Annotated in this window: 14 protein-coding genes and 4 pseudogenes; 13 read left to right on the top strand and 5 right to left on the bottom strand. The window is 69.3% G+C overall.

The features are described 5' to 3' along the window. Positions 1-111 precede the first annotated feature (111 nt). Positions 112-646 (bottom strand): annotated as a pseudogene (locus M2283_RS52200) (winged helix-turn-helix domain-containing protein); the annotation flags it as partial. 192 nt (positions 647-838) lie between these two features. On the opposite strand from M2283_RS52200, the gene M2283_RS47250 reads away from it, so the two are divergent. The 8 genes and pseudogenes from M2283_RS47250 to M2283_RS47215 all read left to right on the top strand — a co-directional run. Beyond that, positions 839-2,917 (top strand): amino acid adenylation domain-containing protein, encoded by a 2,079-nt coding sequence (locus tag M2283_RS47250; RefSeq protein ID WP_280882789.1) that lies wholly within the window; start codon positions 839-841, stop codon positions 2,915-2,917. Next, complete coding sequence (locus M2283_RS47245) at positions 2,914-5,097, top strand: condensation domain-containing protein (RefSeq protein WP_280882788.1); 2,184 nt, start codon at positions 2,914-2,916, stop codon at positions 5,095-5,097. Before M2283_RS47250 ends, M2283_RS47245 begins: the two co-directional genes overlap by 4 nt. Continuing rightward, positions 5,094-10,709: a non-ribosomal peptide synthetase gene (locus M2283_RS47240; protein WP_280882787.1), complete on the top strand. Its 5,616-nt coding sequence runs from the start codon at positions 5,094-5,096 to the stop codon at positions 10,707-10,709. Before M2283_RS47245 ends, M2283_RS47240 begins: the two co-directional genes overlap by 4 nt. Positions 10,710-10,756: 47 nt before the next feature. Beyond that, the gene (locus M2283_RS47235; protein WP_280882786.1) at positions 10,757-11,530 is read left to right on the top strand and encodes a hypothetical protein; all 774 of its coding nucleotides are present in this window, start codon (positions 10,757-10,759) and stop codon (positions 11,528-11,530) included. Positions 11,531-11,559: 29 nt separating this feature from the next. Further along, complete coding sequence (locus M2283_RS47230; RefSeq protein ID WP_280882785.1) at positions 11,560-11,805, top strand: acyl carrier protein; 246 nt, start codon at positions 11,560-11,562, stop codon at positions 11,803-11,805. After that, positions 11,795-13,102 carry an ATP-grasp domain-containing protein gene (locus M2283_RS47225; protein WP_348538989.1) on the top strand — a complete coding sequence of 436 codons (1,308 nt, stop codon included), beginning with the start codon at positions 11,795-11,797 and terminating at the stop codon, positions 13,100-13,102. Before M2283_RS47230 ends, M2283_RS47225 begins: the two co-directional genes overlap by 11 nt. A gap of 166 nt (positions 13,103-13,268) precedes the next feature. After that, on the top strand, positions 13,269-14,762 hold the full coding sequence (locus M2283_RS47220) for an AMP-binding protein (protein WP_280882783.1): 1,494 nt from the start codon (positions 13,269-13,271) through the stop codon (positions 14,760-14,762). 95 nt (positions 14,763-14,857) lie between these two features. Continuing rightward, positions 14,858-15,160: pseudogene (locus tag M2283_RS47215) on the top strand (Tn3 family transposase); the annotation flags it as partial. Positions 15,161-15,162: 2 nt separating this feature from the next. Here M2283_RS47215 and M2283_RS47210 read toward each other — a convergent pair. Then, positions 15,163-15,279 (bottom strand): annotated as a pseudogene (locus M2283_RS47210) (SDR family NAD(P)-dependent oxidoreductase); the annotation flags it as partial. Positions 15,280-15,793: 514 nt separating this feature from the next. After that, positions 15,794-16,063, bottom strand: a pseudogene (locus M2283_RS47205) (transposase); the annotation flags it as partial. On the opposite strand from M2283_RS47205, the gene M2283_RS47200 reads away from it, so the two are divergent. After that, positions 15,966-16,292 (top strand): hypothetical protein, encoded by a 327-nt coding sequence (locus tag M2283_RS47200; protein ID WP_280882782.1) that lies wholly within the window; start codon positions 15,966-15,968, stop codon positions 16,290-16,292. The pseudogene M2283_RS47205 and the gene M2283_RS47200 overlap by 98 nt on opposite strands. A 262-nt stretch (positions 16,293-16,554) precedes the next feature. On the opposite strand, the gene M2283_RS47195 is transcribed toward M2283_RS47200, so the two are convergent. Beyond that, positions 16,555-18,075 (bottom strand): endonuclease domain-containing protein, encoded by a 1,521-nt coding sequence (locus M2283_RS47195; RefSeq protein WP_280882781.1) that lies wholly within the window; start codon positions 18,073-18,075, stop codon positions 16,555-16,557. On the opposite strand from M2283_RS47195, the gene M2283_RS47190 reads away from it, so the two are divergent. Beyond that, the gene (locus tag M2283_RS47190) at positions 17,995-19,584 is read left to right on the top strand and encodes a hypothetical protein (protein ID WP_280882795.1); all 1,590 of its coding nucleotides are present in this window, start codon (positions 17,995-17,997) and stop codon (positions 19,582-19,584) included. The genes M2283_RS47195 and M2283_RS47190 overlap by 81 nt on opposite strands. Positions 19,585-20,075: 491 nt before the next feature. Next, positions 20,076-20,945 carry a pentapeptide repeat-containing protein gene (locus M2283_RS47185; RefSeq protein WP_280882780.1) on the top strand — a complete coding sequence of 290 codons (870 nt, stop codon included), beginning with the start codon at positions 20,076-20,078 and terminating at the stop codon, positions 20,943-20,945. A gap of 875 nt (positions 20,946-21,820) precedes the next feature. On the opposite strand, the gene M2283_RS47180 is transcribed toward M2283_RS47185, so the two are convergent. Beyond that, the gene (locus M2283_RS47180; RefSeq protein WP_280882779.1) at positions 21,821-22,447 is read right to left on the bottom strand and encodes a TetR/AcrR family transcriptional regulator; all 627 of its coding nucleotides are present in this window, start codon (positions 22,445-22,447) and stop codon (positions 21,821-21,823) included. Positions 22,448-22,601: 154 nt separating this feature from the next. Between M2283_RS47180 and M2283_RS47175 the strand changes: the two genes are divergently transcribed. Further along, positions 22,602-23,651: an ATP-binding cassette domain-containing protein gene (locus tag M2283_RS47175; RefSeq protein WP_280882778.1), complete on the top strand. Its 1,050-nt coding sequence runs from the start codon at positions 22,602-22,604 to the stop codon at positions 23,649-23,651. Next, positions 23,648-24,481 (top strand): ABC transporter permease, encoded by an 834-nt coding sequence (locus tag M2283_RS47170; RefSeq protein WP_280882777.1) that lies wholly within the window; start codon positions 23,648-23,650, stop codon positions 24,479-24,481. The genes M2283_RS47175 and M2283_RS47170 overlap by 4 nt, the downstream gene beginning before the upstream one ends. The last annotated feature ends 191 nt before the right edge of the window (positions 24,482-24,672 follow it).

Below are 24,672 nucleotides of genomic sequence, written 5' to 3'. Positions count from 1 at the left end.
GGGTCCCCACCCGGAGGCCGGCACCCGTCCACCAGTCGTCTCCGGCCCCCCCCCCCCCCCCCCCCGGTCAGCAACCACGCAGGCCAAAGCTCCCTACAGAAGAGCCACACCCATCGCGAACCCGGCCTCGTCCTCGAAGACGATGTAGGCCCCGAGCGCCGCCGCGGTGCTTCCACCTGCGGCCACACGTCCTTCTTCCAGAGCCCGACCTCGTGTTCGTCACGTTCCATCGCGCGACGGGCCGGGCGATGCCAGGACCAGCCGTGGCGGTGCAGAAGTCGCCACACTCCCGTGATCGAGCAACTGCCCTTGAACTGGCGGCCGATCAGCGTTCCGAGGCGTTCCAGGGTCCACCGCTGATCTTCCCAGCCTTGCGCGGCCAGCCCTTTGGCCAGCTCCTTTTCCAGCAGGGCGAACCGTTCGTCCGACAGCTTCGGCAGTTTCGTCCCTTCGACCTCAGACCCTCGATACCGCCTTCACGCCAGTCCCGGCGCCATTGCTCCACCGAACGCTCGCTCACCCGCAGGTCCTTGGCGATGTCCGAAGTCCTGTCACCTCATTCGAACCTCTGCCCGGCCTCCAGCCGGATCCCTTCACGCGCAGCCCGCCGCTCAGCAGTCAGACCCCCACCATCCGCGTACCGCATAACACCGGCATACCGCAGGGATCACCCAACGTCACCACCCGAAGGCAACCCGAAAAGGTCAGTAGAGGACCCGTCCCTGGCGATCATCGACACCCAGTCTGTCCGCGCGGCCGCGGATGTCCCGAAGACCACGACGGGACTGGGCGCCAACAAGAATTCGAACGGCGATACGAGCACCAAGGAGCTGGGAACGTGCAGGAGCACCCCGTCGCTTTCCCAGACGAGCTGACCGGCAGGACGGTGGAGTACCACTGCCCGGCGGGGCTGCCCGGCCTGATCAGAGCGGTCACCGTCCGCACACCGGACGCGATCGCGGTCGTGGACGACACGCAGGAACTCACCTACCTCGAACTGGAATTATGGTCCGACGCCGTCGCACGCAGGCTGCGTGAACACGACGTGTCCAGCGACCCCGTCGCGGTGGCGGTTCCCCGCAGTGCGGGGCTGCTCGCAGCGCTGCTCGGCGTCCTCAAAGCGGGACTTCCCTACCTTCCTGTCGACGCCGCGGACCCTGCCGACCGGCTCCGCCGTGTCCTTTCGACAGCGGGCACCTCGATCGCGCTGACCTCGACGGCGACCCATCAGACCATGGCGGCACAGGAACTCCACGCCCTGGACGTGGAGACACTGCGCCCCACAGCCCCCATCGCCGGCCCCGAATCGCTGCGGCCCACGACCCCGGTCTCCCTTCTCGACGCGCTGTTGCCCGTCGCCGCCGTCCAGCCGGTCTATGTGCTCTTCACCTCAGGATCCACGGGCACCCCCAAGGGCGTGCTGCTGCCGAGTCAGGCGCTCTGCAACCGGCTGCTGTGGATGCGGGACGAGTACGGAATCGGACCCACCGACCGGATCCTGCAGAAGACCCCGGTCACTTTCGACGTGTCCGGGTGGGAGCTGTGGATGCCGCTGGTCAGCGGAGCGCGATGCGTCTTCCTCGCACCCGAGGAGCACCGCGAGCCCGTACAGGTCGCGCGCACCGTGGTCGCGGCGGGGATCACGATCTGTCACTTCGTGCCGTCGATGCTCAACGAGTTCCTGCGCTGGTCCGACGCCGCGCACTGCACCAGCCTGAGGGACGTGTTCTGCAGCGGAGAGGCCCTGCCTGCCGCCGTCGCGCGACGGTTCGCTGCCACGCTGCCTGCCCGGCTCCACAACTTATACGGTCCCACCGAGGCCGCTATCGAGGTGACGTACTGGGACTGTCCCCGTGACCCCGACGCCATCGACCGCGTGTTCATCGGCCGGCCGGTCCACAACTGCGTACTCGGCGTGATGAATCCCGACGGAGCGCCGGTGCCGGCTGGCGAGGAGGGCGAGCTCTACATCGGCGGTGTGCCACTGGCCACCGGCTACCTCAACCGGCCCGACCTGACCGCCCAGGCGTTCGTGCCGGCTGCGCCCTCCGACCCGGTACCGACCTGGTACCGCACCGGGGACCGGGTCAGGCTGGTCCACGGCGAACTCGAGTACCTGGGACGGATCGACGACCAGGTGAAGATCCGTGGTCAGCGCATCGAACCCCATGAGGTGGAGCACCACTTGACCACCCCGCCCCAGGTGGCCGAGGCAGTCGTGGTGGCCGCCCGCATCGGCGAGGACGTCCAGCTGGTCGCCTGGATACGCCCCACCGATCCACGGGCGGACGCCCAGCAGTTGAGGGCACAGCTGCGGGAGCACCTGTCCGGCCAGGTGCCCGCCGCCTACGTGCCCAGCAGATTCCTGCTCACCGACACGGTCCCGATGACCACCAGCGGCAAGCAGGACCGCACACTGCTCAGGCAGCGCGCGGAGGAACAGGTGGCCGTCCGCACGCCCCGGACCGGCTCCTCGGCAGCGGCGGGCGGCAGGCGGCTGCTGGACCTGCTGCGCCGGGAGCGTGATGCTTCGGTGTCACCCCGAGCGGCGGCCAATGCCGCCGGCAGCGAGATGCGGAACCGCCGGCATCCCGACCGGCCGGTGACCGGGTCCGGTAACGAAATCGCACCCGAGTTGGTGCCCGCGCGCCGCGGCGGCGCAACCGCGCGGGAAGAAGTGGCCGAGCATGTGCCCGCCCACGCCGGCCGGGAGCCCGAGACCCCCGCGTCGCGCTCGACGGACAGCGAGATGCTCAGCTACGGCGGGCTGCACGACGCGGCGCCGGCCCTTTCCGCGGAGCCCGACAGTCACCCGCCCGCCGGACCTCCCGCAGCGTTGCTCGACGCGGAGGGCCGGAGCGGCGCGACGACGACAGCGGTGACGGTACGAGAACAGCACACGGAGGAAACGGCATGACCCACGGTTTACGAAATGTTCCGGACGCGGGCCCGTCGGGCCCCCGAGGCCACGGCGCTCCGGCGCTGTCCGCCCACGTGGAACCCGCCGAGGCGGCCACAGGCGGCGACGTCACCACCGCCGAACTGAGCGGGTATCCCAAGGAGGTACTGCCGCACCACCTGGAGCCCGCCGCCCTGCCGGCCGTCGACCGGCTGCCGCTCACCGGAGGCGGAGAACCCGACCGGACCTCTCTGCCCCCGGTGCCGGCCACCGCCGGAGCACCCGCGCGGGACCACATCGCCTCCGCGGGTGGGGAGGGCGGCGGGACGGCACGGCGTATCGCCGCCCTGATGTCGGACGTCCTGGGACACCCCGTCGGTCCGCTGGACAGGTTCGACCTGCTGGGCGGTGATTCCCTGGCTGCGGCCCGGGTCGTCGCCCTGGTCAGGACCGAGACGACCGCCGACGTGAGCCTGGCGGACTTCATCGCGGAACCCACGGCGGCGGCCCTCGCCCGCCAGGTGGAGACCGCCGGGACGCGGCGGTGGCCGACCGTGTCCCGGATGCAGGGCGACGGCACGGTACAGCTCACCGACATGCAGCGGCAGTTGTGGGCACTGCGTCAGGTCAGTTCGTTCCCCGGCGTGACCACCGAGGCGTTCCGGGTGGGGATCGACGGTTCCGCCGACACGGCCGCGGTCCGCGCGGCGCTCGACGGATTCGTCGCCCGCCACGAGGCACTCCGCACCCTGATCCGCGAGAACGCCGATGGCCCCTACGGCGTGGTGGCCCCGGCGGCCCCCGTTCCCCTGACGGAACACGACGTGCGAGAGCTGTCCGCGGCCGAGCGCGACAGCGTGGTCCAGCAGGCGGCACAGCAGGCCTTCGACCCTGCCCGCGACGTACCCTTGATGCGCGCAGCGCTCCTGCGCACCGGCCCCGACAGGGCTGAACTCGCCATCGCCGTCGACCATCTCGCCTTCGACGGCTGGTCAAGCGGCATCTTCGTGAACGAGCTCGCCGCCACGCTGGACGGATCCGCACACCTCCTGCCGGAACCGCAGGTCCAGCCGGGCGACGTCGCACGGTACGAACAGGAGCTGTTCGCCGTCACGGCCAGAGCCGACAGGGCCTTTTGGCAGTCCGAACTCGAAGGCGCCGTACCGCCGTACGCGCTGTCACCGGCACCGCGCACGGCAGTTCCCGGACACCGTGGGGCACGCGTGGTCCGGCCGCTGGAGCCCGCGCTCGCGAAGGCGCTGCGCGTCTTCGGCGACAGCGCGGGCTCCAGCCCCGCCGCGGTCTGCCTCGCGGCACTCCACGTAGTGATCGCCCGGTGGACCGGACAGCCGGACGTCGTGGTGGGCGTCCCGGCCGCCCGGCGCGACCTGGCGGCACTCGAGCGGGTCGTCGCCCCGTTGCTCACGATGCTCCCGGTACGGATCAGGTCCACCCCGGACATGACCTTCCAGTCTCTGACCGCCGTGGCCGCGCTGGCCTCCGGCCGCGCGCTCGGCCACGCCGACCTGCCTGCAGCACAGATCGCCGACGCGGCGCTCGCCGCAGGTGTGAGCCGTCCGTACGGCGTGGCGCTGACACCCGTGGTCCTGTCCCTGCGCCCCGCGGGAGCGCCCGTGCGTGCCACCGGGGAGAAGGTGGAGATCCGCTCCCTCGGCGGACTGGACGGCGGCGCCGCGCAGAACGAGGCGACCTTCCTGGTGAACGAGACAGCCTTCAGCACTGAGATACAGCTCTGCTACAACACCGAACGGTTCGACGAGACGACAGCGACGACGCTGCTGGACGGATTCGTCGGCGTACTCACCGAGGGTGTGGCCGCTCCCGGCACCGCGTGCGGCGACCTGGCGGTGCCCGAACCCCCGGCTGCCGTGCCGGTCGGAGAGGAGCCGTCGGCGCCCTCGCGGCCCCACCGCGAACCTGCCACGGTGATCGAGGAGTTCCTCGCCGGCTCCTGGTGCGACCTGCTCGGCGTCGAACGGGTCGCCGCCTCGGACTCGTTCTTCGACCTCGGCGGGACCTCGTTGGCCGCGATGCGGCTCACGAGCGAGGTCTGGGAGGCGCTCGGCGTCGAGCTGTCCGTCCGCACCGTCTTCGAGCTGCCGGTCCTGTCCGACCTGGCCGAGGTCGTCGAACAGCGGGCACTGGCCGCGCTGGACCAGGAGGACAGTGCCCGATGAGCGTCCCCACCGCCCGCCCCCGCGATCAGAACGAGGAACGGCTGCGCGCCCTGCTCGCGGCCAGAACCACCCGCGTCGCCCGCCCCACCACGGCGGGCGACGCGCCCGTCCCCCTCCGGTCCGTCCAGCGGCGCTTCTGGTTCGAGGCCCAGCTGCACCCGGAGAGTCCCGCCTACAACGTGCCGGTACTGCTGCGGCTGCGCGGCCCGCTGGACCGCGAGGCGCTGCTTGACGCCGTCGTCGATCTCGCCGACCGGCACCGCGTGCTGCGCGGCGTCGTCGACGCGCGCGAGGAGCGCCCGGTACTGGTCCTGCGCCCGGCGGGCGAGGTCCTGGTGGACCTGGTCGACCTGACGGCGCACCCGGATTCCGCCGGCGAATTCGACCGAAGAGTGCGGGAGTCGGTACGGCGTCCGTTCGCCCTGGACCGGGAGGTCCCGCTGCGGGTCTCCTGCTTCACGCTCGCGCCGGACGACCACGCACTGCTCCTCGTGCTGCACCACATCGCCACCGACGCGCACTCCAACGAACTACTGATCGACGACCTTGCCGCGTTGTACGCGGCAAGGACGGCCCATGCCGCGCCTCCGCCCGCGCCGACGCAGTACGCCGACATACCGGACGACGCCACCGGCCCGCTGGCTGAACGCCGCCTGCAGTGGTGGGAGGAGCGGCTGAAGGGTCTTGAGAGCGGCCTGGACCTGCCCACGGACCACCCCCGCGGCACCGGCGATGACATGGGCGGGAAGGCCCCACTGACCTGGCCGGAGGACGTTCCCGCACGCGTGCGGGCGCTGGCCCAGGGCGTCGGCTGCACCCCGTTCGTGGTCTTCCTCGCCGTGTGGCAGACACTGCTCTCCCGGATCTCGGGCAGCCACGACATCGCGGTGGGCGTCCCGGAAGGAGGCCGGCGAGCCCCGGGCAGCACGGCCGCTGTCGGCCTGTTCGTCAACACCGTGGTGGTCCGTACCAATCTGTCCGGCGACCCCACGGGACGTGAGCTGCTGGAGCGGGTACGGACGGACACACTGGACGCGCTCGATCACGCCGACGCGCCGTTCGACCGGGTCGTGGAACGGCTGCGCCCGCAGCGGATCCCCGGATCCAACGGCCTTTTCGACACCATGGTCAACCTCTACAGGCGCCCGGACGTCGGCACGCGGTTTCCGGGCGTGGAGGCCGAGCTCGCTGAGGCCGGCACCGGCTACGCAAAGACCGATCTCACCCTGCGCTTCGTCGAGGAGGAGGGCGGCCTGCTCCGGGGAGTGCTGGAGTACCGCTCGGCGCTCTTCGACCCGGCGACGGCGGAACGGATCGCCGACTGGTACACGCGCCTGCTCCAGGGACTCCTCAACGACCCCGACCGCGTGCTCAGCGCGGTCGCCCTCGCCGACCCGGAGACCTCGGTGGTGCGCGGACCGGTACGCGACTACCCCCTCGGGCGTCCGCTCGCCGCACTCTTCGAGGACTGGGCGGACGCCGTTCCCGACACCGTCGCGGTGGTCGCCTCCGACGGTTCGCTCACCTACCGGGAACTGGAGGAACAGGCCAACCGGATCGCCCGCCGGCTGCTGTCTCTCGGAGTCCGTGCCGACGAACCCGTCGCGATCCTGTCCGAGCGAGGCCTGGCCCTGCAGGCGGCGCTGCTCGGTGTGCTCAAGGCCGGAGCCGCCTTCGTCACCCTCGAACCGTCCTACCCGGACGACCGTCTGAACCGGACCGTGCAGACGGCGGGCGCCAGGATCGTCCTCGCCGAACGCGCTCTGGACTCCCGCGTGCGGGCCGAGCATGTGCTCGTCGTCGAGGACCTCGTCACGGATCCCGGACTTCGGCGCGAGCGGCCCGTCGCGGACGTGCGGCCCGAACACCTCGCGTACGTCGTCTTCACCTCGGGCTCCACCGGAGTCCCCAAAGGCGTCGCGGTTCAGCACCGCAGCATCGTGCACTACCTGCACGCCGTTCTGGAGCGCGTCGACGGGCACGGCAGGTCCTTCGCGCTGCTGTCGACAGCAGCGGCCGACCTGGGCTTCGTCTCGCTGTTCGGCCCGTTGATCAGCGGTGGCACCCTGCACCTCGTGGCGCGGGAGACGGCCACGGACCCCGGTGCCCTGGCCGACTACCTCCGGCGGCACCGTGTCGACGTCGTCAAGATGGTGCCGAGCCATCTGGAACTGCTGGCTGCGCACGGCGACCTCGCCACCGTGCTGCCCCGCCAGACACTGATCCTCGCCGGCGAGGCCTGCCCCTGGTCACTGGCCGACCGGATCCGGGCGGCACGCCCCGATCTCGTCCTGCACAACCACTACGGGCCGACGGAGACCACGGTTTCCGTACTCGGCTGCGACCTCGCACAGGTCCCACCCGGCTGCGGGGCGGTGGCCCCGCTCGGCCGACCCTTCCCCAACGCGGTCTGCTACGTGGTGGACCCCGCCGGACGGATCCTCCCGCCCACCGTCGCCGGTGAACTCCTCCTCGCCGGCCCCGGCGTCGCCCGCGGCTACCTCGGCGACCCGGCCGCGACCGGCCGGGCCTATGTCCCCGACCCCCTCACCGGCGAGGACCGCTGCTACCGCACCGGCGACCGGGTGCGCGTACGCGCGGACGGACTCATCGAGTTCCTCGGCAGGCTCGACGACCAGATCAAGGTCCGCGGCCACCGGGTGGAACCGGGCGAGGTGGCAGCCGTCTGCCGGAAACTGCCGACCGTACGCGACGCCGTGGTGCTTGCCAGCGGGGAGGCCCACCGCTCCCGGCTGGTCGCCTGGCTGGTGCCCCAGGGCGGCGAGACGCTGGACCTGCGGACGGCACGGAGCGCGTTGCGCGAAGCACTGCCCGAACACATGGTGCCCGCCGCACTGGTGCCGGTCAGGGAGATCCCCCTCACCCCCAACGGGAAGGTCGACCGAGCGGCACTGCCCGAGCCCGGCGCCGAACAGCACGAGGAACGGATCGCGCCCGGCACGCCGACGGAGCGGCACGTGGCCCGGGTCTGGAACTCGATCCTGGGACTCGAGGAGAACGCCCCCGGTGTCGACGAGGACTTCTTCAACCTCGGTGGCGACTCCTTCAGCGCGCTGCGCGCGGCCCGTGCCATCGATCCCGCACTGCGCGTGATCGACTTGTTCGCCCGGCCCACGGTCCGTGAACTCGCCGCGTTCCTGGACGAACACACGGAGGCGGACGACCGGCTGCTGCAACGACTTGCAGGCCCGCCCGCAGGCGCAACGCCGGCATTGACGGTGGTCTGTCTCCCCTACGCGGGCGGCTCCTCCGCCTCGTACCTGCCCCTCGCCGAGCGACTGGCCACGTGGGCACCCGGTGTGGAGGTCCTGGCGGTCGAACTGCCCGGCCATGATCCCGCCCGCCCCGAGGAACCACTGCTGGCGTTGACCGAACTCATCGGCAGATGCAGGGCGGAACTCGACGCGCGGACGACCGGAGACCTCCTGGTCTACGGCCACTGCATGGGCACGGCGGCCGCGGCGGCGCTCGCCCTCGAACTGGAGGCCGGTGGCCGCGAACTGACCGGAGTCGTGCTGGCAGCCGCGTTCCCCGCCGCCCGCCTGCCGGGACGGCTGGCCACGGCGATGAGCCGGCGGCTGCCCAGCGACCGCTGGATATCGAACCGCCGCTACCGGGAGGGCCTGCAGGCGCTGGGCGGGCAACTGGAGGAGGAGACCGAGACCGCGATCATGCGCGGCCTGCGGCACGACGTGCGCGAGGCCATCGACTGGTTCAGCTCTCAGCTCTCCGACCCCGGTCACCGGCGACTGCGTGCTCCGCTCCTGTGCGTGATCGGCGAAGGCGACCGCACCACCGAACTGTTCACCGAGCGCTACGAGGAGTGGTACGAGTTCGCCGACCGGGTGGAACTCGCCGTCATCCCCGACGCGGGCCACTACTTCATGAAGCACCAGGCCGCGGAGCTCGCCACGATCGTGACCGACACGCTCACGTCCTGGCAGCGGGCTGCCGGCACGACGGACGGGGACATCCCGGCGGCCGGCCGCGACAAGAAGACCGTCCGGCCGGTGCACGGCGGTCGCCGTCCTCGCTTCTCCGCGCAGGCGGCGCGCCGTGACCTCCTCGCTTTCTACCGGCTCGCCCTCAGCCAGGTCATCGCCCTCACGGGTTCCGCGCTCACCACCTTCGGCCTGGGCATCTGGGTCTTCCAACGCACGGGAGAGGTCGGGTACTACGCGCTGATCACCATGCTGGCCGTGCTGCCGGCGGTGTTCGCCTCACCTCTCGGCGGCGCCGTGGCCGACCGGTACGAGCAGCGCACCGTCATGCTCTACTGCAACATCGTCTACGGCGTGGTCCTGACCGGGCTGATCGGCCTGGTGCTGACCGGCCGGCTCCAGGTGTGGGAGATCGCCGTCTTCGCGACGACCGTCTCCCTGGCGAACGCTTTCCACCGGCCAGCCTATCTAGCCTCCGTGTCACGACTCGTCCCCAAGCCGTATCTGGCGCAGGCTGCCGGTCTCGCCCAGATGGGGAACGCCGTCAGCACTCTGGTCGCTCCGCTGGCCGGCGGCGTCCTGATTGGGCTGATCGGCCTGCGGGGGCTGATCTGGACCGACCTCGGCGCTCTGCTCGTCGGCATCGGCGTTCTGCTCTCGGTCCGCTTCCCCGACCGGCTGTTCCGCAAGCGGCGTGAGACGTTCCGCGCGGCGATCCTCGGCGGATGGCGGTTCATCGTCCGGCGCAGGCCGCTGGTGGTCATGGTGGTGTTCTTCGTCGTCGTCAACCTCGTGACGTCGATGGCCACCGTGCTCACCGCCCCCCTCGTGCTGTCCGGCCACTCCCCGGCCGTCCTGGGTCTGGTGACCGCGGCGGGCGGCCTGGGAGCCGTGGCCGGTGGTGTGACGATGGCGCTGTGGGGCGGCACCCGGCGACGCGCAGACGGCATGGTCGGGCTGGTCGTCGGAGTGGGGCTGGCCATGGCCGTGATCGGGCTGAGCCCTTCCCCCGTACTCATCGCCATCGGATTGTTCCTGTGGTGGGCGTGCAACACCCTCCTCAATGCCCACTGGCTCGCCATCATCCAGGCGAAGGTCGGCCTGGAACTACAGGGCCGGGTGCTCGCAACCAACCAGATGCTCGCCATGGCGATGATGCCGGTCGGGTTCCTGCTGACGCCGGTCCTCACCGAGCACGTCTTCGAACCGCTGATGGCGCCGGGCGGTGCCCTCGTCGACGTGCTGGGCCCGGTACTCGGCACAGGAAGCGGCCGGGGCATGGGGCTCCTCATGGTGACCGGTGGTCTGCTCCTCGCCGGCTGGGGGCTTCTGGGACTGCGGTACCACCCGCTGCGCCGCATGGAGGACCTCCTGCCCGACATCCACGCGGGAGCGACCGTCGGCAGGGACCTCGAAGCCCTGCAGGACGACGCCGACGCCCTGCAGGACCAGAGGGACCGGGCGGTGTCGGCCCGCGCTGAGGTTCCTCGCGCGGCGTACGCCCGATCCCCCGGCACCACGCACGGAACGGACGTGCGCCGCCCTGGCGGATCACACCGCGGACCTCAGCCGTCCGTTGGGAGTGGAGGCGATCACGTCGACGACCGCCTCCCGTCCGGCACTGATGAACAGATGGAGCTGAGGCCGTAGCCATGACGAAACACCGTATGAGGGCACGACCGGGCGAGGAGCAGCACATGACGAAGGACCGGGGGACGCTGATCGTCCTGGAGTTTCCGGGCGTCGGTACGGCGGGCCGGACCCGCAGTCTGAGACTTGAACGACTGGGGCGTCGTACTCGCTACCTTTTCGACGAGGTCCGACCGCGGTCCACGGAGATCGGCGCGTACGCACGCGAACTGTTCCGCCACGACGCGCTCGACCAGGACGACATCGAACTGATCGTGGCCTACTGCGGAGCCACCTCGATCGCCCGTCACTTGGCAGATCACTGCTGGCAGGAGACCGCGAGACGGCCGGGGATCGTCGCGCTGAATCCTGAGGACACCCCGGCCGAGGTGGTCTCCCGACTGCTCGCAGGCATGCTGTCCAAGGCCCGGGTACCGGAAGACCTCAAGGACGGCCTCACCCCGGCCGCCGACACCGTCCGGGAGGTCATGGCGGCCTCCTTGCCCGTCGTGGAGGCGCTGCTGACCGAGTCGTACACGAGACCCCCTCTGGGGCTGGGGTCGACGGCCCGCCAACTGGCCGCCATGCAGGCGGACTGGCTGGCACATGAGACCGCCGCCTGCGATCCGGCGGGACGGGAGGCTGACGAACAGGAACTGCATGTCCTGGCACAGGACCACCCGTGCCCGGCGGACTGTCCGGCGCGGCACACCGTCACGAGTCCGCTTCACAGTGAGTTCTTCAGCATGGAGGAGACCTTCCACGCCATAGCCGGCTGCCTGGCTGATCGAAACCAGCTGGCAAACATCCAGGGCGATTCCGAAGCGGTCCCAGCATTGTGAGACCGACCGATCGAGGTGGAGAGAAAACGATGTCAACGCCGAGCGCACCAACTTTTACCGAATTCGTGAACCTGTGTGCCCAGATCTTCAAAGTGCCTGACCTGAGTCCCGAGGTCAGCATTTTGGACAACGGCGGGGATTCGCTCCTGGTTGCCCGACTGGCCGTCGAACTGGACGAACGCTGGGGAATCCAGATCAACATCCTCGACGTCTATACCGCCGCGAACGTCCGCGAACTGTACGACGGGGTACGGGGGGTCTCCCGTGCCGAGTGACCAGAACCCTGTGACGCCAGGGCCCGGGACCGGCGGTGCTGTGGTCCTGGTGGATCCCTACTCATCGGGCGTGGCCTTGGGAAAGGCTCTGCGACGGGCCGGTCTGACCACTTACGCGGTCCTCAGTTATCCTCCCCCCGACCCGCGGCTCACCCGGACTTTCGAGGCGGGCGACCACACCGACGTGATATCCGCGGAAAAGGGCTTCTCCCGTGTCGTGGACTTCGTCAGGAACCTCGGTCCTCTGGCGGTGATTGCGGGTATCGAGACCGGGGTGGAACTGGCCGACTCCCTGTCCGCCGAACTCGGTCTCACCCTGGCGAACGACCCGGCCCTCTCCCGCGCACGCCGGGACAAGGCCGCCATGATGCGCACACTCCAGGACGCCGGGGTGCCGGTCATCAGGTCCATGCCCGTTACCGACTGGCGCGGATCCGCGCAGACTGTGGCGGCCCACGGGCTGTCGACGGAGACAGGTGACCTGGTCGTCAAGCCGACCAGGAGCGCCATGTCAGACGGCCTCAGGCTCGCCCGTCGAGGCAGTGACCTGGAAGCGACGGTCCGGGAGGTGCTGGGTACACGCAACGTGATGGGCTCTGTCAACGACACCGTGCTCGTCCAGGAACGGGTCCACGGAACCGAATATGTCGTGGACACGTTCAGCGACCGGGGTCATCACGTCGTGACGAACGTCTGCCGCTACAACAAGGTCGCCTTCGGCGACAGCTTCGCGGTCTACGAGAGCACCGATTTCCTGCCCGAGGACTCTCCGGAGATCGCGGCACTCGTCCCCTATGTGAAACGGGTGCTGAACGCCCTGGGCATCCGGTTCGGCGCCTGCCACAACGAGGTGATGCTCACGGAAGACGGCCCCCTGCTGATGGAGACCGGAGCGCGACTCGCCGGCTCCGGCCTGGTGGGTGCGGCCGAACTGGCGACTGGCGGCAGCGGCATCTCCCGATACGTCCAGCGACTGGCCGAAGGGGCTACGGACGGAGGGGACTACAGGCTCCAGCGGCGCGTACGCGGCGTCTATCTGGTCTTCCGCCGCCATGGCACGGTGACGAACACAGCCGCCCTGGAACGGATACGGACGCTGCGCAGTTGTCGGCACGCCGAGCTGTCCGTACGCGACGGCGACGTCGTGTCCCCGACCGGCGGGCTGATGTCCACCATGACGCGGGGCTGGGCACTGCTCGCCCATCGCGATCTCGACCAGGTCGAGCGCGACCATGAAGAGTTCCGCCGAATCGAGAGCGAACTGACGTTCACCGGGCACGCCGGAGAAGGCCGGTGACACAGTCCGTCAAGTCACTCTGATCATCGCCGTGTTGCGGCCGGCCGTGCTGCCGCTGAGGAACGTGAGTCCTGGGACAAAGTCCGGAATCTGACCCCTGCGTCTCGAATCGAGTGAGAAATCAAGTGAAAATCGAGTGGAAATGGTACCGCTGATGGAGTGCCCGGTGCTGGACCAGGTGAGGACCACGGTCTCCAAGCACGCAAGTGAGCCGGCGGTCGTCGGTATCGACCGGACCATCACCTATGAAGAGCTGTGGTCGACTGTCGAACGGACGGGCGTCGCGTTGGGCGAGCGCCTGGCACCGAACAGTGTCGTGGCGATCAGGGCCCGCGGTGGCGTCGACCTGCCCGGCCTCTTCCTCGGTGTGCGCGCGGCCGGGGCGGTACCGTTCCTGCTCGACAGCTACCTCCCCCGCGAACGCGCCGAGAACCTGCTTGCCGCGGTCCGGCCGGCCGCCGTGATCCACGAAGCATCCGAGCCCCGGATCTCCACCGGTGTGGCGAACGCGCGGATCCTGCCGGACGAAGCGGGCTACGTGACGTTCACCTCGGGAAGCCAGGGCGCACCGAAGGGCATCATCGGCAATGCCCGGGGACTGGCCGCCTTCCTGGACTGGGAGAATGACGAGCTGGATCTCGAACCCGGCTTCCGCGCCGCGATGCTCACATCCCCGTCCTTCGACGTGGTGCTCAGGGAGATGCTGGTTCCCCTGGTGCGGGGCGGCCGCCTCCACGTGGCGGGCCCGGGTGTGCGTACCGACGCGCGTTCCGTACTCGCCTGGCTCCGTGCCGAGGACATTGACCTCGTCCACCTGGTGCCCAGCCTCAGCACCCGATGGCTGGCGGGCAACACGACCACCGCACCGGGGCTGCGCTGGTCGCTATTCGCGGGCGAGCCGCTGTACGCCAGGCATGTCCGGCAGTGGCGGCAGGCGGCGCCGCGCACGCGGATCGGTAACCTCTACGGCCCCTCGGAGACCACCCTGGCCAAGTTCTGGTTCACCGGAGACGGCCCCGACGCAGGTCTCTGGCCGGTGGGGCACCCGCTGCCCGGCACGGTGCTGCGCCAACTGCCTGACGCCACGTCCCAGACGGGGCAAACCTTCCGGACTGTCATCGAGACCCCGGATGGATCACTGGGGTATCTCGACCCGGAACTGCACCCCGACGCAGCTGCCACGCTGTCACGGCGAGATGGGGTGACGGCGTTCGAGACCCAGGACAGAGGGAGACTGACCCCGCAGGGGGCGCTGGTTGTGGAAGGACGGCTGGACTCGGTGGTGAAGCGGCGGGGCGTGGCTGTGGACCTCGCCTCGATCACGGCCGCCGCGCTGAGTGAACCAGGCGTACGGGCGGCCTGCTGCCTGCAGGTCGACCGGGACATCGACGGCGATCTCGTCCTGGCGCTGGAGACCGATGCGGTCGTCGGTGACCGCGAACTAGTCAACGCGCTGCGGGCAGCCCTGGGACCGTCGATGCCGGATGCAGTCCTCGCCGTCGCCAAATTGCCTCGCCTGCCCAGCGGGAAGGTGAACGCCTCCGTGGTGGAAGACGACCTGCGCAGGGGCGATACGCAGGGAGCCCTCCTACTGGGCGGCATACGCGGCCGGGTGTCGGCGGCACAGGAACCAGCCGGAGGACGAGAGGCCGGTCATTGACCTCGGGTACGCCAGGGCGGTTTCAAGGTCTTGGTGCTCATGTGAGGCGGAGGCGACGCTTCGCCGAGTGCGCCACCTGTTCGTGAACCGGGCGCATGCTTGCCCTGCACCTTTTGCAGAGCAGTCTCGTGCATGCCAATACCTTGCTCGTCCAGCAGGTTCTGGCCGACCCGGAGTGGGCGGACACGCTTACCGAGGCGGACCGGCGAGGGCTGTCACCGCTGCTGTGGACCCACGTGAACCCATATGGCCGGTTCGAACTGGATATGAACAGCCGTCTCGACCTGGACCTCGCGGCCACCGGGGCCACCGGGGCCACCGGGGCCACCGGGGCCACCGGGGCCACGGTGCCAGGCCCGCGCAGTCCACAGGGCGAGTCGGTCGGCGCTCCGAGCTGAGGTCAGACGCGGAGCAGGTTGGTCGAGACGGTCCAGAGGCGCTTGGCGGTGGTGGGATCGAGCGCCCATTCCTTGACACCGTGCGGGTGCTGCGCGAGGGCGGCGTCGTTCGGTGCCGATGCCAGGGCTGCCCTCACCGGGGCCGTCGGAACGGCGCGGGGCATCGCGCCGGCTGAGCCGGTCATGGCTGTCCTTCGGACCGCGCCAGCCCAACTGCCCCGCCGCGTCGTACCAGAACTGCTGGACCCACACCTGCCGCAACACCTGGACCTGCGGCAGCAGCCGCAGCCGGGGCGGAGCATCCTCCTGGTGGACCGCGCGGAGCAGGCTCATGCCGTCCTCGCCGACCTGCAGCACATGGGCAGCCAGTTTCTCCTTGGACCGGGGCAGCCGGTCGTAGCGGACCGGGCGTCCGTAGCGTTCCGCCCACCCCACCGTGACCAGCGGCGCCAGCCACTCCTCGTTCACCCGGGCAAGTTCTTCCAGGGCAACGCGGAGCGTCTCAGTGACCAGCTCCACCCGGTTCAACTTCCGCACCGCGCCCAGGACATGAGTGGAGTCGGTGCGCATCCGCCCATGCCGCTTGACCAGGCCCGCCGCGGCCAAGCGGTCGACCATCAAGGCGAGCAACCGGTCCGCGCGGTCATGCTGGGCCATCCGGTCGCGGAACTCGCAGAGGACGGAGTGGTCGAAGCCGGGATCATCCAAGGCAAGGCCCAGGCAGTACTTCCAGTCCATCCTGCAGCGCACTGCTTCGGCGGCCTGGCGGTCGGTCAGGTTCTCCGCGTACTGCAGGACCGACACCATGGCCAGCCGGGCCAGCGACAGGCCCCGCCGCCCGTCGGCCGGATACCAGTCGACGAAGTCGTCGTCCGTGAACACCTCGTCCAGCCGGTCCCGCATCCACATCGCCGTGGTGCCCCGCGGGTTGCTCGCCCTCGCTATCCGCACCGTCAACGGCGGAATCCCCCGCCCCGTGCCCGAACCCATCGCCATCGCGGTCACCCCTCCGACCGCTCGATCCGCCCCGCTCTCCTCAGCGGACCACCACAGCGAGATCAACAGGGACAACGACGACGAGTTTCACCCCACCGAGCGAAGATCACCAACAGCATCCGGAAATCTTGACTGAGCCACGATTCAGCCGCCGCCGACATCGAACCGTAGACCGTGCCTGGGACGTCGCGTCCCTGACAGATGTCAGGGTGGTGAGGGTGCGTGCCGGGCGGCGGGGTACGGGTGACAGTCGGGGCAGGCCAGGCTGTCAGCCGGGTGGGAGCCCTGGTCGACGGGAACTTGACGGCGACGATTGCGGCCGCTGTATGTCCTCACTTGACCGCCCCACACCACCCTGCCCCATCGTCCACCGTACCGTCTGTACCAGGTCGTCCGGCTCACGGTCCCGTTTGCAGTCCTGCCTGAAGCGCCGTGTGGCGTCCTGGACTGGTGAGCGTGCTGTCCACGAAGGCGCGGACGATGCCGACGACCTCGGCCACCGTCACCTCCGTTGTCCATTTCGCTGTTGAGGCGTGCGCGGGGCAGGACAGGGTGATGTGGTGCACGCCGTCTGTTTCCCTGAGTTCGGCGTACGGCCGAGGGCGACAGTGGCCGTGCCCCTTGTCGGCTTCCAAGTGAGCGAGGGCGACGTCGAGGTGGAAACGGCGCGGCAAGGTGCTCGCGTCCCTGCATCCTCGGCACGCGAGCAGATGCTCGAGGCTGCCGTCCCGGCGGAGGAAAGCCACGCCCTTGCCCTCGAAGGTGTTGCAGCTCGCGCACACCGGACCGCGCACGAAACCGTGCTCGTGGCAGTGATCCCAGATGAACGCCCGGCTCTCGCGGCACAAACAGCACAAGTAGGCATCGGCACGGTGCGTACGGCGCAGGGAGGTGTAGGCGACACCGTGCAGGTGTCCGGTGTAGGCCTGGAAGGGCTCGCCGGAGCAGGACGGGCACATGGTGACGTAGCCGCCTGCGGTGGGCGTGCGCCATGACCAGCCGCTTCCCCGCCGTCCGCAGCCACTGCAGATCCGAGCACGCTCGGAGAGTTCCCGGTCCTGGGCTTGCCAGTGATCCAGCATGTCCCTGTACGCGCGGGGGAACACCCAGTGCGTTCCCGACCACGCCAGCACGTCGAGCGGGCGGGTGCCGGCGATCGTGCGCTTGCCGTAGTAGGAGACGAACTCGTCGAAGGTGAGCTGACCGGGAAGGCCGTGAGGACCGATCTCGTACCTGCTGCTGCTCCAGATGTCGACGTCGATGTCGATGCTGAGCTCTGGATCGAGGAGATCGAAGTCGTCGGCAGGGTTGAACCCGACGGTGGCCGGGCCATCGCGTTCAAGCAGTAGGGACCGGTGCGCCGCAGCGTAGGCCCAATGGTTCAGCGTGCCGCGCCAGTCGGCCCCCCTCATGTCATCGAAGGTTCCTCGAACGTCGAACCAGCGACGATCGGGGAACCCGGCTTCCGCGAGGTCAGCGCTGTCGATCACCACGGAGGCGAGGTGCCGCCCGGCTCGGCGGATGTCTCGGTCGTCGTACCTCCACCGTCCCTTGTCCTTGTAGCCGCGCACGGCAACGTCGCCGACGAACACATGGCCGTGAGCAAGGAACTCGCCCTTACCGGGGATCAGTTCACCGGCCTCGAGGGGCAGGCCGCAGTCCTTGATCAGATCCGCCAGGGTGTCCCGGGCCAGCTGTGGGCTGATGAGCATGCCCGGATGGTCCCAGAAGAGTCTGACAGTGATGTCGGTGCTGGTTCGTAGGGTGGGGGTGTGGTGAGGGTTCCATGGGACAAACTGGCGGCCGAGAGCCCGAAGGTGTCCGAGGCGCTGGTGACGATGCTGATGCTGCGGCTGCGCGAGAGGGCACGGGCGATCGACGGCAGCGGCGGGGACGGCGGCCAGGACCTGTGCGAGCACACCGAGAACGGTGAACTCCTCATCTACGAGGAGAAGTCGTTCACCGGGCGCATGAACCAGGTACGCCGCCGGCAGGTCGTGCGCTCGCTGGTGTCCGCGGCCCGTCATCAGCCCGACCATTGGGACCTGTTGGTGCCGATCGATCACAATCCCGCCGAGCTGCGGTGGTTTGAGGGCCTGCGCGAAGAGTTCCCGTTCGTACGGCACTGGCGCGGGCGCAGCTGGCTGGATGGGAAGTTCGCCGCCCATCCAGACCTGGTGCGCTACGCGCTGCAGGAGTCCGGCGACTACATTCTGGAGCGGATCGCCGAAGCTCGCGCCGAGCGGGATGTCCTGCTGGGCGGCCTGCCCGACTACCTGGAGCGGGCGAGCGCGCTGCACGCGCGGGCCCAGGAGATCTGCCCGCACTACGCGGTGCGCTCCACGCTGGGCTCCAGCGGCCAGACAGCCGTGCACCTGACGCCCAAGGCACCCTCCCCCGGCGAGCAGGCGGCGATCCGCTTCGTGGGCCGAATCCGGTTCCCGGCCGGCGACGATCGGGAGGAGGAGCGGCGGCGCCTGTTCGAGGAGACGATGCGCTTCGGCGGCGAGGTGGAGCTGGCGGCGGACAACCTCACCGGGATGCGTCTGACCGGGCCTGCGGGTCTCGGACTGGAGCAGCTGTCGCTTGGCGGCGTGCGCATCACCTCGCCGCGCCAGGAGGTGACGCCGCCGCTCCACGGACAGCTGGTCTTGAAACGACAGTCCGGTGTCCCGCTCACCTCCCTGCCGGTCACCTTCACCGAGAAGGTCACCGGCACGGAGGGCGGGACCCTGCACGGGCACGACGTCACCGGGGTGATGAGGGTGAGGTTGCGCTACCACCTGCGCGACCGGAGTGGCGCGCTGACGTTCAGCTTCGAGCTGGACCAGCCCGTCCTGCCGCAGACCGTGGTGCCGGTGCTCCGGCTGATCGCCCACAGCCTCCCGGGTAACGTCATGGAACTCGTCCTGGCCGGCGCCAACACACCCGGGGTGCAGGCCCTGATCTCGGCGGGTATGGCCCCGCCCGGCTGGAAGGACAACGAGGCGCAGTTCTGGGCCGACGCGTTCGACGACCTGGGCCGCTTGCAAAGCCGCACCGGGCACTACTTTCCGCTTCCCGAGGACTTCAGCCGCCAGGATGTGCGTGACGTCAGGGAGATGATTGCGCTACTCGACGGGGATGAGAACGTCCTCACGGGCGACACCGTGTCCGTGGGCATCGAGAGCGCCGAGGCCCTGGACCAGCTGGCCGAAGCGGCCGCCTCGTTGTCCCGCGTCACCGTCGGCTACGCGTCGTTGGTCTTCGCCCTCGGCGAGCACCAGATCGACCTCGGACCGTGTACCGAGGCCTACACCATGGACGAGATCCTCAACATGAGCGAGGCCCGCACCGAACTTGCCGCTCACGGGCACACCACCGTCCACATGCGGCTGGCCAGACACATCCCGGCCGTCCGCTACCTGGGGGACGAACCGCCGCAGTAAGGGCAGGGCCCGGGGCGGATGCACGAAGACGGGCATCGCGGCCGGAGGGACCTGGTTGAACGAACGACGGTGTCCTTCGGGGGCCACAGGATGCCGCTGCAACCGCTGCGCTCCGGTAGGGGTCTTGACGGGGTATGGGAACACCTTTGTCCGGCGTCGGACCGAGCGCGGGCTGCGCCTGTGGCCGGTCGGCCTGGTCCTTGCGCTGATGTTCGCCACCGCGGTCTTGGTGGCTTTCGCGGTCTTCTACATGGGGTGGCACCTGCTGGACGCCCGAGGGCTCAGGCCCGAGCACCAGCTCGAATCCACGACGCTCTTCGACCTCGTGAAGCTGTCCTTCGGCGTAGTCGCCGGGGCCGGCGCCCTGGTCGCCCTGGTGGTGGCCTACCGACGCCAGCGCATCGACGAAGACGGCGCCCTGCGCGAGGCCACCCGCCTGCACACCGACCGCTTCACCACCGCCGTCTCCCAACTCGGCGGACTCGGCCGCCGTGCGCCTCGGCGGCGTGCACGCCCTGGCCGGCCTCGCCGACGACGCCCCCACCCGCGACCTGCGCCAGACCTGCATCGACGTCCTGTGCGCCTACCTCCGGCTGCCCTACACCGCCGAGACCGACCTTCCCCCTGACGACACCGCCGCCCGGCAGACCTACCAGGCCCTGCGGGAAGTCCGGCACACCGTCATCCGCGTCATCCGCGACCACCTCCGCCTGCCACCCGAGCACCCGCACTCCTGGCACGGCCACGACTTCGACCTCACCCACGTCACCTTCGACGGCGGAGACCTCTCACGGGCACGGTTCTCCAACGGCACAGTGAGCTCCCGCATGGCTCGGTTCGTCGGTGGCACGGTCGACCTCCGCGGAACTCGATTCTCCGGCGGGGCAGTTGACTTCCGTAGGGCACACTTCACCGACGGCAGAGCCGACTTCCGCGAGACACGGATCTCCGGCGGCTGGGTCGACTTCAGCGGGGCGCAGTTCTCCGGCGGCGCCGTCGACTTCCATCGGGCTCGATTCACCGACGGCAGGGCCGACTTCAGCGGGGCTCACTTCTCCGACAGCCCAGTGATCTTCAACCTGTCGGAGTTCTCCGGCGGCCGGATCGAACTCCGCGGCGCGCGGTTCGCCGGCGGCAGGGTGAGCTTCCACGGGGTGCGGTTCTCCGGCAGCAGGGCAGACTTCCGCGAGGTGGAGTTCGCCGGAGGCATGGTGGACTTCGCCGGAGCGGAGTTCACCGGAGGCACGGCCAACTTCGCTGGAGCCGTCGGCTCAACGCCAACTGGCCTCGTGCCGTCGAACGGATCATCTGTGCCGGACACACTCCGTCCACCCTCAACCTGGCTACCAACGGGCTCCTGACCCTCTGATCCGGACCGAACGAGCGGTCACCTCATCGGCCTGGTGCCAACGGCCACGGAAGGAACAGTGGTGCCGGCGACTTGCGCCAACTCTCCGGCCGACTGGGGTGTCAGACGGTAAAACCCCTGGAGACTGATCGCGCGCTCAAGACGCCCATCGACCACGTGTTTCAGACCGCGGATCTGGCCCCGCCGGTTGCGCCAGGTGACCTGTGCCAGGAGGTCAGCGGGGACAGGCAGGTCGAAACGCACAGGCGTCGCGTCCACGTGCACGGGCGCGGCACCGCACGCGCCGGCACCGAGCATCGACCACTCGCCATGCCCGGAGAATGCCTCGTCCTGCCAAGTCGCTGGAGCGGTCCCACAGCATCGGATACACCATCAGCCCGACCCAGTTGGAGCGATGGCGCTCGCAACGGTGTCTTCGCCGGTCCGCGGACTGGACCGATTCCACGACCGGAAAGATCCGGGACGAGATCGTGCACCGGGCCGCGTGGCTGGCACACGCCTCCACTTCTGGCCGCAGCATCAGCTGGATCGGCTGGATCTTCTGGGCGATCGACGACACGCCCGAAACCGCGATGCGTCTGCGGTCAGCCGTCATCGACGCCCTCGAACGACCCCTTCGGCGAGCAGGCCTCGACCCCCGCCAGATCCCCGAGGCCGCCGCCGATGATCGCGATCGGGTGATGCGGTGTCGTTGTCAGGGGTGTTCTCGTTTCTGGTGGATGCCTGCGGGTAGGCAGCTCTTGGCTGATGGTCGTGGATCGCGATCTGTCCTCGGATGGTCCAGCTCTACCGCTGTACGGTGCGCGCGAGAGTCTGACCGGAGGAACCGGCCAAACGTAACGTGGATGTCGGGGCTGACGGGCGTGGTCAGGTGTCGCTGCCGAAGGTGCGGATGCCTGTGGCCAGCAGGTCGAATGCCTGGTCTATTACCTGTGGCTGATCCGTGGCGATGGTGGTGGCCGGTTCTCCGGCGATGAGCCGCCGGATCGGGGTGACCACGGCGGTGGTCGCCGTGGCCAGGAGCAGCCGGGCGACCAGGTCGGCGCGGACCGGGTCGCCGGTTTCCTCGGTCAGCTGGCGGGCGACCGCGGATTCCAGGTACTCCCGTTGTTCCCGGGCCCGCGAGAGCAGTGCGGGGCTCTGCGCTATCAGGTGTCCGAACCACGCCATGGCCGGCTCGACGGCGGACAGCGGATGCTGCTGGGCCAGCAACCGGTGCATCAGCGCCCGGACCGCCTCGACAACACTCTGACCGGGCGGACGCGCCCGGATGGCGTCGACGAGCAGTCGTTCGGCCTCCGCCTGCAGATCCAGCAGCAGGTCTTCCTTGCGCGGGAAGTAGTTGGTGACCGTGGCCTTGGCGACCCCGGCCGCCTCGGCGATCTCGGCGACCGTGACCGCCTCGAATCCCCGCTGGGCGAACAGACGTGTCGCGACATCGGAGATGCGCTGCCGCGCCTCCCGCTTCTTGCGTTCCCGCAGTCCCTCATGCATAACAAAAAGTTATACCAGAACTAAACTTGACACGGTACTAAATTCAGTACCATCCTAACTTCAGGAATGCCGGCGTGGCGGTCCCCGCGAAGGCTGATGCAGGCGGGTCTCTCCCTGACCGTCTTGGCGCGTTTGGTTGAGCGGATGGAGTGACATGAATGTGCAGAGCGCGACAACGCCTGGCAGGCCCAGTAGCAGCGGCCGCCCAGCCGACGGCGAGAGCCGTGTCCAGAGCCCGACCGCCGTCGAGGCTCGCGGCCTGACGAAGACGTTCGGCACGAACCGGGCCGTGGACGGCATCGATCTCACCGTCTGCGAAGGTGAGATCTTCGGGGTGCTCGGCCCGAACGGTGCCGGCAAGACCACGGTGCTCAACATGCTGGCGACACTGCTGCCGATCGACAGCGGATCGGCGAGGATCTTCGGCTACGACGTGCGCCGGGAAGCCCACGCGGTGCGGCAACTGATCGGTGTGACGGGCCAGTACGCGTCGGTCGACGAGAACCTGACCGGTCGCGAGAACCTGTGGCTGTTCGGCCGCCTGCAGGGACTCTCCTCCAAAAGAGCCCACGGCACCGCCGACGACCTGCTGGCGAAGTTCGACCTGACCGACGCGGCTCACCGACCCATCGCCCAGTTCTCCGGCGGCATGCGCCGCCGCCTCGATCTCGCGGCCAGCCTGATCACCAGGCCGGCGCTGGTCTTCCTGGACGAGCCGACCACCGGTCTCGACCCCCGCACCCGTGCCCAGATGTGGCACACGATCCGCGACCTGGCCGCCGAGGGTTCCACCATCATGCTGACCACCCAGTACCTCGACGAAGCGGACGAACTCGCCGACCGGATCACCGTCATCGACCACGGCCGCAAAGTCGCCGAAGGCACCCCCGACCAGCTCAAGGCCCAGATCGGCACGTCGAGCCTGCGCGTCAGCCTGACGTACGACGCCGACACGGCACGAGCAGTCGCCCTGGCTGCGGAACTGATCCGCGACACACCGATCCCCACGCCAACCGGCTCCGGATTCAGCGTCACGTTGAGCGACGCGAACCAAGCCGCCGACGTCCTCATCGCGCTGCGCGACCACCACCTCGACATTGCGGGCGCCGCGATCGAACAACCCAGCCTCGACGACGTGTTCATGGCCCTGACCGGCCGACCTAGCGACACCGGCGTCCCTGCGACCGAAACGAGCCACTCATGACCGCCACCGTCACCAACCCCACCTGGGCCACGCCCCGACCGGCCACCCGCACCGTCCAGGCATCAGTACCCCTTCACGACGCGTTCACCCAGACCACGACCCTGGCCTGGCGCGCCCTGCTCAAGATGCGCCGCAACCCCGAACAACTCGTCGACGTCACCGCGATGCCCGTGCTGTTCACCGTGATGTTCGGGTTCATGTTCGCCGGGGCCATCTCCGGCAGCCAAGCCAGCTACCTGCCGATCCTCATCCCCGGCATCATCGCCCAGACCACCATCACCGCGTGCGTCGCCGCCGGCGTCCAACTCCGCGAGGACATGGACAAAGGCGTCTTCGACCGCTTCCGGTCACTGCCCATCACCCGGATCGCCCCGCTTGCCGGACCGATGATGGCCGACCTCGCCCGCTACGCGATAGCCGCCAGTGTCACCATCCTCGTGGGCATCCTCATGGGCTACCGGCCCGGCGGCGGCCTTCCCGGCGTCACCCTCGGCATTCTCCTCGCCGTCATCACCGGCTGGTCCCTCGCCTGGATCTTCTTGTGGATCGGCACCATCACCCGGACCGCCGGCGCCGTCCAGGGCATGTCCATGATGATCATGTTCCCGCTGGCGTTCCTCTCCAACGCCTTCGTCCCGGTCAGCACCCTGCCCGCCTGGCTGCGCGCGGTGACGACAATCAACCCCGTCTCCCACGTGGTCTCCGCGATGCGGGACCTGATGAACAAAGGCACCATCACTGCCAACGTCGGATGGGCGCTGCTCGGCTGCGCCACGGTCGCCGCGATCTTCATTCCACTCGCCGTCCGCTCCTACACCAAGCGGGTCTGACGCATCTCACATCGCCGCCGGCGCACTCCGGACGGGAAACCACGACCAATGACTGATTCCATCTCCAGGAGTCTCAATGACGAAGTCAAGCCGCCTGCGTGACCGGTGGGGCGGAGGTGAAGACGCGTTCGTCACGCAGCAGGGCCCACAGCACACTCGCCGTCTACTGATACGGGACCACGCCGTTGTGC

The sequence above is a fragment of the Streptomyces pseudovenezuelae genome (assembly GCF_029892565.1).
Lineage (GTDB): Bacteria > Actinomycetota > Actinomycetes > Streptomycetales > Streptomycetaceae > Streptomyces > Streptomyces pseudovenezuelae_A.
Note: the sequence above shows the minus strand (reverse complement) of the source record. Positions and strands in the feature narration are given on the sequence as shown.